The 13,232-nt window shown below is 73.2% G+C and carries 11 protein-coding genes; 7 read left to right on the top strand and 4 right to left on the bottom strand.

The window, feature by feature from the left end; genetic code table 11:
* The coding region (locus G4D87_RS21600; RefSeq protein WP_275902296.1) for an MYXO-CTERM sorting domain-containing protein at positions 1-300 on the top strand (300 nt) is incomplete at its 5' end.
* Positions 301-362: 62 nt separating this feature from the next.
* Here the strand turns inward: G4D87_RS21600 and G4D87_RS21595 are convergent.
* A complete protein-coding gene (locus G4D87_RS21595; RefSeq protein ID WP_163783953.1) occupies positions 363-911 on the bottom strand; it encodes a MarR family winged helix-turn-helix transcriptional regulator in 549 nt (182 codons plus the stop codon).
* Positions 912-1,013: 102 nt separating this feature from the next.
* On the opposite strand from G4D87_RS21595, the gene G4D87_RS21590 reads away from it, so the two are divergent.
* The 4 genes from G4D87_RS21590 to G4D87_RS21575 all read left to right on the top strand — a co-directional run bounded on the left by G4D87_RS21590 (position 1,014) and on the right by G4D87_RS21575 (position 4,956).
* The gene (locus G4D87_RS21590) at positions 1,014-1,247 is read left to right on the top strand and encodes a hypothetical protein (protein WP_163783952.1); all 234 of its coding nucleotides are present in this window, start codon (positions 1,014-1,016) and stop codon (positions 1,245-1,247) included.
* A 37-nt stretch (positions 1,248-1,284) separates the two neighbouring features.
* On the top strand, positions 1,285-1,836 hold the full coding sequence (locus G4D87_RS21585; RefSeq protein WP_163783951.1) for a metal-dependent hydrolase: 552 nt from the start codon (positions 1,285-1,287) through the stop codon (positions 1,834-1,836).
* Between the two features lie 292 nt (positions 1,837-2,128).
* Positions 2,129-3,607, top strand: a complete 1,479-nt coding sequence (locus G4D87_RS21580; protein ID WP_163783950.1) for a sensor histidine kinase — start codon at positions 2,129-2,131, stop codon at positions 3,605-3,607.
* Positions 3,589-4,956 (top strand): sigma-54-dependent transcriptional regulator, encoded by a 1,368-nt coding sequence (locus tag G4D87_RS21575; protein WP_163783949.1) that lies wholly within the window; start codon positions 3,589-3,591, stop codon positions 4,954-4,956. Before G4D87_RS21580 ends, G4D87_RS21575 begins: the two co-directional genes overlap by 19 nt.
* A gap of 4 nt (positions 4,957-4,960) precedes the next feature.
* On the opposite strand, the gene G4D87_RS21570 is transcribed toward G4D87_RS21575, so the two are convergent.
* Together G4D87_RS21570 and G4D87_RS21565 are read right to left on the bottom strand one after the other, a co-directional pair.
* On the bottom strand, positions 4,961-5,761 hold the full coding sequence (locus G4D87_RS21570; protein WP_163783948.1) for a glutaminyl-peptide cyclotransferase: 801 nt from the start codon (positions 5,759-5,761) through the stop codon (positions 4,961-4,963).
* A gap of 160 nt (positions 5,762-5,921) precedes the next feature.
* Complete coding sequence (locus tag G4D87_RS21565) at positions 5,922-6,422, bottom strand: response regulator (protein WP_371928571.1); 501 nt, start codon at positions 6,420-6,422, stop codon at positions 5,922-5,924.
* 407 nt (positions 6,423-6,829) lie between these two features.
* Here G4D87_RS21565 and G4D87_RS21560 point away from each other — a divergent pair, with 407 nt between their 5' ends.
* Positions 6,830-8,332, top strand: coding sequence for a Do family serine endopeptidase (locus G4D87_RS21560; protein ID WP_163783947.1), 1,503 nt, complete (start codon positions 6,830-6,832; stop codon positions 8,330-8,332).
* Between the two features lie 92 nt (positions 8,333-8,424).
* Entirely contained in the window at positions 8,425-12,438 is a 4,014-nt protein-coding gene (locus G4D87_RS21555) for a serine/threonine-protein kinase (RefSeq protein WP_163783946.1), read from the top strand.
* Here the strand turns inward: G4D87_RS21555 and G4D87_RS21550 are convergent.
* On the bottom strand, positions 12,431-13,232 hold an 802-nt coding region (locus tag G4D87_RS21550), incomplete at its 5' end, for an OPT/YSL family transporter (RefSeq protein WP_163783945.1). The genes G4D87_RS21555 and G4D87_RS21550 overlap by 8 nt on opposite strands.

Genomic DNA, 13,232 nt, shown 5'->3' with positions numbered 1-13,232 from the left:
GAGCCCACCCTCCCCGCGCCGGAGCAGCCGGGTGAGGACGCGCCGTCCGAGGAGCTCCCCGACGCGCCCATCGTCCAGACGCCCGACACGCGGCCGCAGACCCGCTGGGGCATCACCACCCCCGAGGACCTCCTCTCCGGGGAGCGTCCGCCGGGCGCCGCTGGGGCGCAGGGTTGCAATGCCTCCGGCGGCGGAACGGCGGGTGTGCCCATCACCGCCGCCGCGGGCCTGCTCTCCTTCGCCGCGCTGTTCGCCCGCCGCCGCAATCCCGCCCAGGCTCGCGCCCACGCGAAGCGCTGAGCGGTCTCGTCATCGCGGGGCGTGTCGGTGATACGGCAGGCCCCGCGCGACGAGGTCGTGAGTCAGGGCTCCTTCAGCAGGGGGAGCCCCGAGGTGACCTTGGCCAGCAAGGTCCGCAGCGTGGCGCGCTCCTCTTCAGTCAAGGGCGCCATCAGCGCGGCAATCCGCCGGTAGTGGTCCGGCAACACGCCTTCGATGAGCTGCCGGGCCTTGGGCGTGAGGCGCACCGTGTACATGCGGCGATCCCCCGGATGGTCCTCGCGGGAGATGAGGGCGTCCTTCTCCAGCGTGTCCAGCAACCCCGTCATCGTGGCCCGGCTGACGCCGGAGCTCTCCGCCAGGTCCGCGGGCGTGAGCCCACTCACGCGCTCCACGTCGTCGTCCTCGGTGGTGAGCAGTCGGACCAGCACCATGAAGCGCCCCATCGACAGGCCGTGACGGCCCAGGTGCGCGTCATAGGCCCCCGACAAGTCGTGCGAAGCCCGCAGCAGGGTGATGCACGTCTCGATGGCGCTGGCGTCGAGCTCAGGGAAGCGCAGCGCCAAGCGCCGGAGCCGCTCGTAGCGCGGCATCGCCGCGGGCGTCGGGGAAGTGGGAGGTCGAGTAGGCACGGCACCGGCCTCGTAAGGCTCCTAATGATTTTAGGCAATCAGAAAGGGAGCGCCCTTGCACCGGGGGCTGGCGCCTGCTGGCCCGGGCGTTATGAACGGGCCGTGCTGGATGTGAAGGACGCGGCCGTGCAGGCGGCCCTGCGCCGCGCGTGCGAGGAGGTCGGCTTGCCGGACTCGCTGCGGGGCTGCGTGTATCCCCTGCTGCGCGACCCGGAGGGTGAATGGCCGGGCTGCTGCGGTGGCGGCTGCCACCCGTGTGCCTCCTCCCTGGTGGACGTGGCGATGCGCACGCTGGAACTGCTCGGCACACCCCGGCGAGCGCCCGTGGTCGGGTGAGGTGAAGAGAGGCCGGGCAGCGGCATAGGCTGCGGACATGAATCCGATTGTCCATGCGGAGCTGGCCTGGCTCGCGGCGCAGGGCCTGCGTGAGCGCAGGGACCGCATCCTCGTCACTTGCGCGGGACTGGCGCCGGACCTGGATGGGCTCACGCTCCTCGCGGGCGAGGCGGCCTACATCCGCTATCACCACGTCATCTTCCATGGCTACGTGGGTGCCCTCGTCACGGCGGTGGCCTGCGCGGCGCTGGCGCGTGAGCGGCTGCGGGTGGCGGCATTGTCCCTGTTCGCCTTCCACCTGCACCTGCTCTGCGACCTCGCGGGCAGCGGCCCAGGCTGGCCCATCTACTATTACTGGCCCACGAGCATGCGGGAGTGGTTCTGGCAGGGGCAGTGGAACCTCGCCTCCTGGCAGAACGCGGTCATCGGGCTGGCCACCACGCTGCTGTGTCTGGCGTGCGCGCTGCGCTTCCGCCGCACCTTCGTGGAGGTGTTCTCCGCCCGGTGGGACGCGGAGGTCACGCGCGCGCTCCGGCGCCGGTTCCTCCGTGAGGATTTCGTGCGGGAACACAAGACGTCGGGGTTGTAGAAAGGTGTCCCGGGGCATCCTGCCCCTCACCGGGGCAATCTGCCCCGCCCAGGGTGGGACACGGCACACGCCCCCCGAGTGACACAGCGCAGGACATCCGTTGGCACAGCGGATGCTTCGCGTCAGCCCAAGGAAGCAAGGCCCGCCCGTCCCGACAGCCGGCGAGGGCCCGTGCGGCAAACGCCGCCTTCCTTGTTGCGGCACTCGCGGTACGTTGTGAGAACCCACCTCCGGTCCGTGCGCTCCCTCCCCTCAAGGCGCACGGACCGGAGCAGCCTCTTTCGAACCGCCCGTGAGACTCGCCCGCAAGTTCACCCTCGCCCTCGTCCTGCTCGCCATCGCCGTCATGGCGGGCTTGCAGTACGTCCAGGTCCGCCGCGAGCTCGAGCGCTCGGCGATGGACATGCAGCATGACCACCGGTTGCTCGGCCACACGCTCGCTGGCTCCATCGGCAAGGCGTGGCAGCTCGCCGGGGAGCGCGAGGCGCTCACGCTGCTCCAGCAGGCCAACCGCTTCCAGGAGCAGGTCCACCTGCGCTGGGTGTGGCTGGATGGCGGCCCCGGCACTCCGGCCCTCACCGGCTTCCCGCCGCGCCTGCTGACGTCCCTGCTCCAGGGCAAGGACGGCTCCATGGTGGACCCCGCCGTGGACCCGGGCCTGCTGCATTCGTACACGCCGGTGCTCATCGGCAACCGGCTGGGCGCCATCGAAATCACCGAGTCGCTGGGCGAACAGCAGAAATACGTCAACACCGTGGTCATGGGCACCTTCGCCGCCACCGCCGCCATGGCCCTGGGCTTCATCGTGGCCGCCATGGCCATGGGCCGCCGGCTGGTGGGCGAGCCGGTGGACCAGCTCGTGTCCCTGGCCCACCGCATTGGCCAGGGCGACCTCACCGCCCGCGTGCCGCTCCCGCAGCGCCGCGGCGACGAGCTCACCACGCTGGCCGGCGCCATGAACCGCATGGGCGAACAACTGGAGGAGACGCGCTCACGCCTCGCCACGGAGACGGCCGCGCGCCTGTCCGCCGTGGACCACCTGCGCCACGCGGACCGGCTCACCACCGTGGGCAAGCTGGCCTCCGGCGTGGCGCATGAGCTGGGCACCCCGCTCAACGTCGTCATGGGCCGGGCGAAGATGATCTCCTCCGGCGAGGCGGAGGGCGAGGAGGTGGGCGAGTGCGCGCAAATCATCTCGCAGCAGGCCCAGCACATGACGGCCATCATCCGCCAGCTCCTCGACTTCGCGCGGCGGAGGAAGCCGCACCGCGCGCCGGAGGACGTGCAGGGCCTGGTCGAGCGCACCCTGTCGCTGCTGCGCTCCATGGCGGCGCGAAGCAGCGTCACGCTGGAGACGGACATCCCCGCGGGGCTCACGGTGGAGGTGGACGCGGGCCAGGTGCAGCAGGTGCTCACGAACCTGGTGATGAACGGCGTGCAGGCCATGAAGCAGCCGGGCACGGTGCGCGTCAGCGCGGCCCACACCCGGAGCACCCCGCCCCCGGACGTGGGCGGGCCCGAGGCGGACTTCGTGCGCCTGGACGTGGAGGACCAGGGCCAGGGCATCCCCGAGGACGTGCTGTCCCACGTCTTCGAGCCCTTCTTCACCACCAAGGACGTGGGCGAGGGCACCGGGCTGGGCCTGTCTGTCTCCTATGGGCTCATGCTGGAGCATGGCGGCTGGATTGCCGTGCGCAGCGAGCCCGGACGCGGTAGCTGCTTCTCCATCTACCTGCCAAGGGGTGAGGACACATGCCAGGCCGCGTCCTAGTCGTCGAGGACGAGCGCGAGATGCGCGCGATGTTGGAGAAGGGGCTCACGCGCCGGGGCTTCACGCCCGTGGCGCTCCCGTCCGCGGATGAGGCCCTGGTGCGGCTGGCCGCCGAGGACTTCGACGTGGTGCTCACGGACCTGCGCATGCCCGGCATGGACGGCCTGGCGCTGTGCGAGCGCATCGCCCTCAACCGCCCGGACATCCCCGTGGTGGTGGTGACGGCCTTCGGCAGCCTGGAGACGGCGGTGGCCGCCATCCGCGCCGGCGCTTACGACTTCGTCACCAAGCCCATCGACGTGGACGCGCTGGTGCTGGTGCTGGAGCGCGCCGTGCAGCACCGCGCCCTGCGGGAAGAGGTGCGCAGGCTGCGCCAGGAGCTGGGCCGGCGCGAGGACAGCGGCACCGTGGTGGGTGAGAGCCCCCCCATGAAGCAGGCCTACGCGCTCATCGACCGCGTGGCGGACCTGGACTCCACGGTGCTGATTACCGGCGAGAGCGGCACCGGCAAGGAGGTGGCGGCCCGGGCCGTCCACACGCGCGGGCGCCGCAAAGAGGGGCCCTTCGTCGCCATCAACTGCGCGGCCATGCCAGAGGCCCTGCTGGAGAGCGAGCTGTTCGGCCACGCCAAGGGCGCCTTCACCGACGCCAAGGCCGCGCGCACCGGCCTGTTCGTCCAGGCCAACGGCGGCACCCTCTTCCTGGACGAGGTGGGCGAGCTGCCCCTCACCCTCCAGCCCAAGCTGCTGCGCGCCCTGCAGGAGCGCACGGTGCGCCCGGTGGGCGGCGACACCGAGGTCCCCTTCGACGCGCGCATCGTCGCCGCCACCAACCGCGACCTGGAGCTGGCCGTGGAGGAGGACCGCTTCCGCGAGGACCTCTACTACCGGCTCAACGTCATCGGCGTGGAGTTGCCGCCGCTGCGCGCGCGCGGCAACGACGTGCTGGCCCTGTCCCAGCGCTTCATCGAGCAGTTCGCCTCGCGCACCGGCAAGCGCGTGCTGGGCCCGTCCCCCGCGGCGGCCCAGCGGCTGCTGGCCTACGGCTGGCCGGGCAACGTGCGCGAGCTGCAGAACTGCCTGGAGCGCGCCGTGGCGCTCACCTCCTTCGAGGAAATCACCGTGGACGACCTGCCCGAGCGCGTCCGCAACTACAGCCAGCCGCGCGTGGTGCCGGAGACGCAGGACGCCTCGGAGTTGGTGACGCTGGAGGAGCTGGAGCGGCGCTACATCCACCGCGTGCTGGAGGCGGTGGGCGGCAGCCGCACGCTGGCGGCGCGCATCCTCGGGGTGGACCGCAAGACGCTGTACCGCAAGCTGGAGCGCGACGACGGCACCCGCAAGGGCTGACGTCTCAGTCCACCTCGTCCAGGCGCACCTCGAAGATGCGGGGCCACAGCTTGCCCGTCATGAAGATGCGGCCCGAGCCCGGCTCCACGGCGATGCCATTGAGCACCGCCTCGGGGCTGGTCACCTGCCCCGCCACCGCGCGCGTCAGCGCCGACGCGTCGATGACGCCCACCACCGTCCCCGTGGCGGGGTCGATTTCCAGCACGTCCGAGCTGTGCCAGATGTTGGCGTAGATGACGCCGTTGGCGCACTCCAGCTCGTTGATGAGCTCCACGGGCCGGCCGCGCAGCTTCACCTGCACCGCGCCCACCAGGGCGAAGCCGTCGGGCTCGTGGAAGGTGAGCATGGTGCCGCCATCACTGCGCACCAGCTTCCCGTCCCAGTAGCAGAGGCCCCAGCCGTCCCCCGCGTAGCGCGTGGTCCGCTCGCGCTGTGGAGGCAGGCCGCTCCAGGTGAAGAGCAGTCCTTCGGTCCAGGTAATCTGGTACAGGCGCTCGCCGTCGCTGGCCAGGCCCTCCGCGAAGATGTTCCCCAGCCGCTCCATCCACACCGGCTGCGCGCTCTCCAGCGACAACTGCCGCAGCGTCCCCTGGTGCCCCGTGCTCTCGAAGAGGTGCCCCTGGTGGAACACCAGCCCCTGGGTGAAGGCATTCGTCGCGTGTGGATACTCACGGATGATGTGCGCCACGCGCCGCACGGGCTCCTGCACGCCGCCTCCCGCATCCGGCACCGGCCGGTTCGTGGGGCTGCAATGGCACGCCGCGCCCAGCGCGAGCAATGACAGCAGCCAGGTTGGAATCCGCATGAGACGCCTCGAGTGAAGCGGTTCGTGCGACGCCGACCGCCCCGCGCGAGCCTGGACCCAGGTCCGTCAGGGTGCAAGCACCCGGACCACCGCGTCCATCGGATTCAACGGCGGGCCCGCGACACCGGGTGAACAGTCCGGGCACGCGCGCCGTGAAGGCTCAGCGCGGAGGCGGCACCAGCGCCTCCACCGCCTCGCACAAGTCCTCCATGGCGAAGGGCTTGTTGAGCACGCGCGCCGCGCCGAGCAGCTCCGCTTCCTGGTGGAGCTGCGCATCCCCGAAGGCGGTGATGAGGATGACGGGCGTCGTCCAGCCCTCGCGGCGCAGGCGGGCCAGCACCTCGATGCCCGAGAAGCCGGGCATGCGCACGTCGGTGACGATGAGGTCGGGGACCTGCGTCTGCTGCGCGAGCAGTCCGTCCACCAGGGCCTTGACGAGCCCCGGCCCATCCGGAGCTTCCACGACGTCATACCCGCGCCGGGACAACGCCCGCCGCAGCAGGCAGCGCATCTCCGGCTGGTCCTCCCCCAGGAGGATGCGCGGAGCGCTGCGACGCGCCACCCACTCACGCGTCGACCGCGGCCACTCCCGAACCTCATCGCTGACCGCCGTGAACTCATCTGGCCCCATCAATCGTTGCTCCTTGGGTGTGGTGGGCACGCCCGGCACCTGGGCCCCTTCCTCGCTTGGGGACGGGGCGGCGCCGGGCGCCCCACGCATGAGCATCCCCCGTGCCACGCCGGGCCCCTGGGGCGGGGCACGTTGCCTCGGGGAGAAATGCCCCAAGCCGGGGCAGTTTGCCCCAGAACGACGGGGCACCCGGGGCGCGCACGGCCCGTGGCCCCGAGGCATCCCGAGGGCGAGGCGCGTTGGCCCGCCAACTGCAATGCCTCTCAGCATCGGTTCGGGCGCGGGGCTCACACAAGAAACCCCATGGCGATGACCGCTGCTGACGTCGGGGGACAGTCGGCGGCAGGGCATCATCTTCCACCCCTCCAAGGTGGGACCCTTCTCGCGCAGGCCCCTCGCCTGAACCGGCATTTTCCCTCTCGATTGGAGAACGAACGATGGCCTGCTCGCTCCCGTCCCGCCGTTTCCTCAGTGCTCTGGTCCTTCTTCCCGCCGCCACGCTCGGCGCCTGCGGTCAAGCCGTTGGCTCCGCGTCCGCGGCGCCGCCCGCTCCCACCGCCCAGGTCGCCGCCGCTGCCCCAGCGCAGGCGGCGCCGCCCATCCAGAAGGCGCTCTTCAATCCGGCCGTGGCCGGGAGCCAGGGCGGCGTCACCTCGCTGGCGCCGCTGGTGGAGGCGGTGAAGGGCGCGGTGGTCAACGTGGAGGTGCGCGCGCGGCCCCGCAGGTCCGCCGCCATGCAGCGCCTGCCGCCCGGGATGGCGGAGCGCTTCGGCCTGCCGCCCGGCTTCGGCGGCGAGGGCAACGGCCCGGCGCGACAGGGCGCGGGCTCTGGCTTCATCATCGACGCCTCCGGCATCGTCCTCACCAACAACCATGTGGTGGAGGACGCCGACCAGGTGCGCGTGAAGCTGGATGACGGGCGTGCCTTCGACGCGGAGGTGATGGGGCGCGACCCTCTCACCGACGTGGCCCTGCTGAAGCTGAAGGAGGCGCCGGGCAATCTGCCGGCGGTGCCGCTGGGGGACTCGGACGCACTGCGCGTGGGCGACGCCGTCATGGCCATTGGCAACCCCTTCGGCCTGGCGTCCAGCGTGAGCGCGGGCATCCTGTCCGCGCGGGCCCGCGACATCCAGGCGGGCCCCTATGACGACTTCCTCCAGACGGACGCCGCCATCAACCCCGGCAACTCCGGCGGGCCGCTCTTCAACATGAAGGGTGAGGTGGTGGGCATGAACACCGCCATCGTCGGCGGCGCCACGGGCATTGGCTTCGCGGTGCCCAGCAAGCTCATCCAGGCGCTGCTGCCGCAGCTCAAGGAGACGGGCGTGGTGCGCCGCGGCTGGCTGGGCCTGGCCGTGCAGGACCTCACGCCGGACCTGGCGCGGGCGCTGGGCCTGGAGGCGATGAAGGGCGCGGTGGTGGCGGGCGTCAACCGCGGCAGCCCGGGCGAGCGCGCCGGCCTGCGCGAGGAGGACGTCATCACCTCCGTCAACGGCAAGCCGGTGGAGTCCGCGGGCGGGCTGACGCGCGCCGTGGCCCTGCTCCAGCCCGACAGCCGCGTGAAGGTGGACCTGCTGCGCGGCGGCAAGACGCAGTCGCTGGACGTCACCCTGGGCACGCGGCCCGCGCTGAATGGCGAGCAAGAGGTGCTCCCGCGCAACGCGTCCGCCTCCGCGCCGAGGCGACTGGGCGTGCAGCTGACGGAGACGCGGGACGGCGGCGCGCAGGTGGTGGCCGTGGAGCCGGGCAGCCCCGCCGAGCGCGGGGGGCTGGTGCCGGGCATGGTGCTGGTCCAGGTCGGCGACCAGAAAATCGCCAGCGTGTCGGACGCCGCCCAGGCGCTGACGTCCGCGAAGCCCGGCGACGCGCTGCTCCTGCGCGTGCGCATGCCGGGCTCGGACTCCACGCTGCTGCGCGCGGTGGAAGTCCCGGAGCGCTGAACGCGGTGGTGGGAAACCCTGGACCCCCGGGATGGTACGTAGACGACCCCGGGGGTTCTGAAACCGGCGGACACCTGACGTAGAGTCCCCTGGTGCCGCGATGCCAGACATGCGGACGGCGCTGGGAAGGCTCCCATGCGCCGTGCCCGCCAGGACCGCCTCCCCAGGGAGAGACACCCTCGCCGTCCCCCGTGCCCGCCGTTCCGGGCTACCAGGTGGACGGCGTCTTCGCGCAAGGAGGCTTCGGCGTGTTGCTGGGCGCCCTGCGCGAAGCGGACGGTCAACGCGTGGCCATCAAGGTGGCCCGCGGGAGCAACTGGCTGGGCCGGGCCCAGCTCGCCCGTGAGTCGGAGGCCCTGCGCATGCTCGGGCCGCCCACGGTGCCCGCGCTCTACGAAACCGGCGCGCTGACGGGCGGCGCGCGCTTCCTGGCCATGGAGTACGTGCCGCTGCCCACCCTGGCGGACCGGCTGGCCCGCGCCGATGGACCGCTGCCCGCCGAAGAGCTGGCCGCCCGCGCGCTGGCCGTGGTGGACACAGTGGCCCAGGTCCACGCCCACGGGCTGGCCCACTGCGACCTCAAGCCGGAGCACCTCTTCGTCGACGAGGCGACGGGCCGCGTGCGCGTCTTCGACTTCGGCCTGGTGCGGGGCGCCACCACGGAGAGCGCCCCGCTGCCCAGCGAGGCCTCCACGCCCAGCGACGCGTCTGGCTTCGCCGGCACCGCGGAGTACATGGCCCCCGAGCAGTGCACGGGCACCGCGGACATCTCCGCGCGCACGGACGTGTACGCGCTGGGCGTCCTCCTCTACGAGATGCTCACCGGACGGCCGCCCTTCTTCGGCCCCACCCCGGACGTGCTCCAGGCCCACCTGTCGCTGCGCCCACCGCCCCCGTCCGACTTCGCGCCCGTGCCGCCCGCGGTGGAAGAGGTGGTGCTGCGCTGTCTGGCGAAGGAGCCCGCTCGCCGTCCGGAGAACGCCGCCGCGCTGGGCAGCGCGCTGCGCGAGGCCTTCGAGCACGCCCACCGCGCCACCGCGCCCGCGACGCCTCGGCCCGCGGCGCCGGGCGAGCCGCGCCCCGCCCAGGTGCGCCGCTCCGTCGCCATCCTGTTCCTCACCTCGCGCGCCAACCCCGTGGCGCTCCAGAAGGCCCTGGCCTCCTATGGCGGCCACCTGGCCTTCTCCGACGCCCAGCGCATCGCCGCCGTCTTCGACCCGGACGCGGGAGAGAACCCGGTGCGCCGCGCCATGCGCGCCGCGGAGGGACTGGCGGAGCGGGGCCTGTCGCCCAACGGCCTCGTGGATGTGTCCGCCGTCACCGTGCAGCGCCGCCCCACCGGAGCGCCGCGCTACCTGGGCGCCATCCTGTCCCGCGAGGACCGCTATCCCAGCGGGCCCGAGGCCCAGGGCCTCCTGCTGTCTCCCGCCGCCGCCGAGGCCGTGCCCGAGGTGCCCTGCATGGAGGTGCCGGAGCTGCGGGGCCTTTTGCGCCCCGCGCCCCCGGGCGCCGCGCCCCGTCCGGACATCACCGTCCTCCAACTGGGCAGCGAGGTGCTGGTGGGCCGCGAGGCGGAGCTGGCCGAGCTGCTGGAGAGCGCGCGCTCCGCGGTGGGCGGCGCCACGCCCACCATCGTCACCGTCCTGAGCGAGCGGGGCCTGGGCAAGAGCCACCTGGCCGCCACGCTCGCCCGCCGCCTCCACCTGCTGCTGCCCCACGCGCGGGTGTACAGCTCGCGCTCCCGGGAGCCGGTGCAGGGCGACCCCGACGGCACCCTGCGCACGCTGCTGCGGTGCGCCCTCAACGCCTTCGAGCGCGACGACACGGACACCGAGCAGCAGACGCGCGCCGCCATCCTCCAGCGCCTGGGCCCCACGCTGGGCACCGAGCTGTGGCCCGGCGTGGCCGCCACGCTGGGGTGGTACACGCCCGGTGGCCCGGAGCTCCAGAGCTGGGCCGCCGCGCCCGGCGCGCTGCGCTCGCTGGCCATGCGCGCCGCGGGTGAGCTGCTGGCCGCCAATGCCCGCGAGCGCCCGCTGTGCCTCGTCCTGGACGACGCGCACTTCGCGGAGGAGACGGCGCTGGACGCGCTGGAGTACGCCTGCCTCGCCGAGGCCAGCGTCCCGCTGTGGGTCTGCGTGCTGGCGCGTCCCGGCTTCGAGAAGAGCCGCCCCACGTGGGGCACGCGCGCCGCGAAGCAGGCCACGCTGGCCCTGCCCGTGTTGCCGGCCGACCCGGCGCAGACGCTGTGCCGCCTGCTGCTCAAGCCGGTGGAGAACGTGCCCGCGCAAGCGGTGGAGCGCATCGTCGAGCGCGCCCAGCACGTCCCGCTCTACCTGGTGGAGCTGGTGCGCGGCCTCAAGCGCCAGGGCCTCGTGCGCCAGCGCGCGCCGGGCGGGAGCTGGTACCTCGTCACGGACGGGCTGGAGAAGGTGCCCGAGCTGCGGCTGGTGGAGTGGCTGGCGGACCGCGAGCTGGGCGCGCTGCCACCCTCCCTGGCCGCGCACGCGCGCCTGTGCGCGATGCTGGGCACGGACTTCACCGCGGCCACGGCGGAGGGCGTGGTGCGCGAGCTGGAGCGCGAAGGGGCCGCGGGCGGCTTCCCCCTGGACGCGGGCCACGCCACCCGGCGGCTCCTGGACTCCGGCCTGCTGGTGTCCCACCGCCACGAAGGGCTGAGCTTCCGCAACGAGCTCCTGCGCGAGGCGGTGGCCTCCACCCTGCCCGCCGCCGAGCGCGAGCACGTCCACCACGCCGCCTACCGCTACTTCCTCAGCGCGGCCGGCGCCGGTGAGCGCCAGCGCCTGCCCCGCCTGGCCCTGCACGCGGCCGCCGCCGGGCGCCGCGACGAGGCCGCCGCGCTCACCATCGACCTGGCCGAGTCCGCCCGGGGCCGCCACGCCTTCCTCGACGCCGAGGCCATGTACACGCGGGCGCTGGAGCTGCTGGAGCCCACCGACGAGCTGCGCTGCCTCACCGCGCTGCGCGGCCGGGGCCTGATGCGCATCCGCATTGGCCGGTATGACGACTCGCTGGCGGACTTCGCCGCGGCCCGCGAGCGCGCCCGCCGCCTGGGCCACACGCGCACGGAGGTGGAGCTGCTGCTGGACGAGGCCATGGCGCTGGACTGGGTGAACGACTACACGCGCAGCGAGGCCCGCGCGCTGGAGGCCCAGCACCTGGCGGCCACCGTGTCCTCGCCCTACGTGCAGGCGCGGCTGTTGCTGGCGCTGGGGCGCGCCCAGTTCCGCAAGGGCGAGTGGCAGGAGGCGCGCATGCCGCTGGAGGCCGCCGCCGAGCGCGCCCGCCGCCTGGGCGACGCGGGCTACGAGACGCAGGTGGTGGCGCAGCTGCTGCTGGCCGTCATCCTCCCCAACCTGGGCGACATCGACGAGACGGAGCGCGTGCTCACCGAGGTCATCACCGCCTGCACCGAGCGCGGCGACCTCTTCCACCTGGGCAGCGCCATCAACAACCGGCGCAACTTGTGGGTGGCGCGCAAGGAGCTGACGCGGGCGCTGAGGGACCAGGAGCGCTTCATGCACCTGGGCCGCGAGCTGGGCATGGTGGGCTGGGAGTACTTCGCCGAGCACAACCTCGGTGAGCTGCACTACCAGGCCGGCGACGCCGACGCCGCCGCGCCCCACATCACCCGCGCCATCGCCCTGGAGCGGCGGCACCCGGAGGTGGCGTCGCGCCCGTGGGCCCTGCTGCTCCAGGCGCGGGCCCTGGCCTGGATGGGCCGGCACACCCGCGCCCGCGAGGTGCTGGCCCAGGTGCGGCAGGTGATGGCGGAAGGCCCTCCGGGCGTGGAGCTGAGCCCGTCGGAGGAGGTCCTCTTCTCCATGGTGGAGCTGGCCACCCGCGACGCCGCCCCCGAGGCGTGGTGGTCCCTGCGCGAGCGCTCCGCGCAGGTGTCGGTGGAGCAGGAGCCGCTGGAGGTCTTGGAGATGATGGGGCTGGCGGCGCTGCGCCGAGGCGACCGGGAAGAAGCCGCGCGCGTGCTGAGCGAGGCCCTGGAGCGCGCGCGACACGTGCCCAACCTCATGGAGGGCCGCATCCGCCGCTCCCTGGAGAAGGTGCACGAGCCCTCGCCGGCTACGTGAGGCCGAAGGCCATCAGCGCGGCGATGAGCACGCCCGCCAGTGATTCACCCGCGATGGCGCCCGCCGCCAGCGTGGACGTGTCCCGGTCCGCGGCCTGGGGCCAGCGCCGACGCGCCGCCGCCAATCCCAGCGCGCCCAGGCACAGCGTCACCGCGTAGTAGGCCGGCAGGATGAAGCCGATGCCCAGCGCCACCGGCAGCGGCAGCCACCGCGCCGCACGGCCCCGAGCCACCCAGGTGAGCAGCGCGCCCACGCCCACGGCCACGCAGGCCGCCAGCGCCGCGTGAGGCGGCAGCCCGTCCAGTCCCCGCACCGCCACCTCCGCCACCGCGCGGAACTGGTGGGCGAAGGGCGCGGGCAGCGCCTCCGAGCCCAGGCCATATGTCCTGGACAGCAGCAGGTACACCGGCACCCCCACCACCGACCCGGCCAACACGCCCACCAGCTGCGCGACGAGCTGGTGGCGCGCGGAGGCCCCCAGCAGGTGCCCCGCCTTGAGCGACCACATGCTGACGCCCGTCTGCGCCGCCGCGCCCGACACCACCGCGCCCGCGGCGACGTTGGGCGCCATGGCCCCCGGCAGCAGCGCGCCGAAGATGACCTGCGTCACCTGCCCCATCTGCGTCACCGGAGACACGTCCACCTGTCCGGCTCCGCGCGCGCACACCGCGCACAAAGGCAGCACCAGCACCAGCGCCAGCAGCATGTACGGCACGCTGAGGCCGAACAGCGCCGCGCCCACCACCACCGCCAGCACGCACGCCGCAAGGCCCGCGCCCAGCGCCCAGGACGGC

This window comes from Myxococcus vastator (genome assembly GCF_010894475.1).
GTDB classification, from domain to species: Bacteria; Myxococcota; Myxococcia; order Myxococcales; family Myxococcaceae; genus Myxococcus; species Myxococcus vastator.
The sequence above is the reverse complement of the archived record's forward strand: the minus strand, read 5'-3'. Positions and strand labels throughout refer to the sequence as shown.

Excerpts from the sequence above, each read along its gene's own strand:
- G4D87_RS21570 (WP_163783948.1), bottom strand. The coding sequence starts at position 5,761 with ATGCGGATTCCAACCTGGCTGCTGTCATTGCTCGCGCTGGGCGCGGCG.
- G4D87_RS21560 (WP_163783947.1), top strand. The coding sequence starts at position 6,830 with ATGGCCTGCTCGCTCCCGTCCCGCCGTTTCCTCAGTGCTCTGGTCCTT.
- G4D87_RS21585 (WP_163783951.1), top strand. The coding sequence starts at position 1,285 with ATGAATCCGATTGTCCATGCGGAGCTGGCCTGGCTCGCGGCGCAGGGC.
- G4D87_RS21575 (WP_163783949.1), top strand. The coding sequence starts at position 3,589 with ATGCCAGGCCGCGTCCTAGTCGTCGAGGACGAGCGCGAGATGCGCGCG.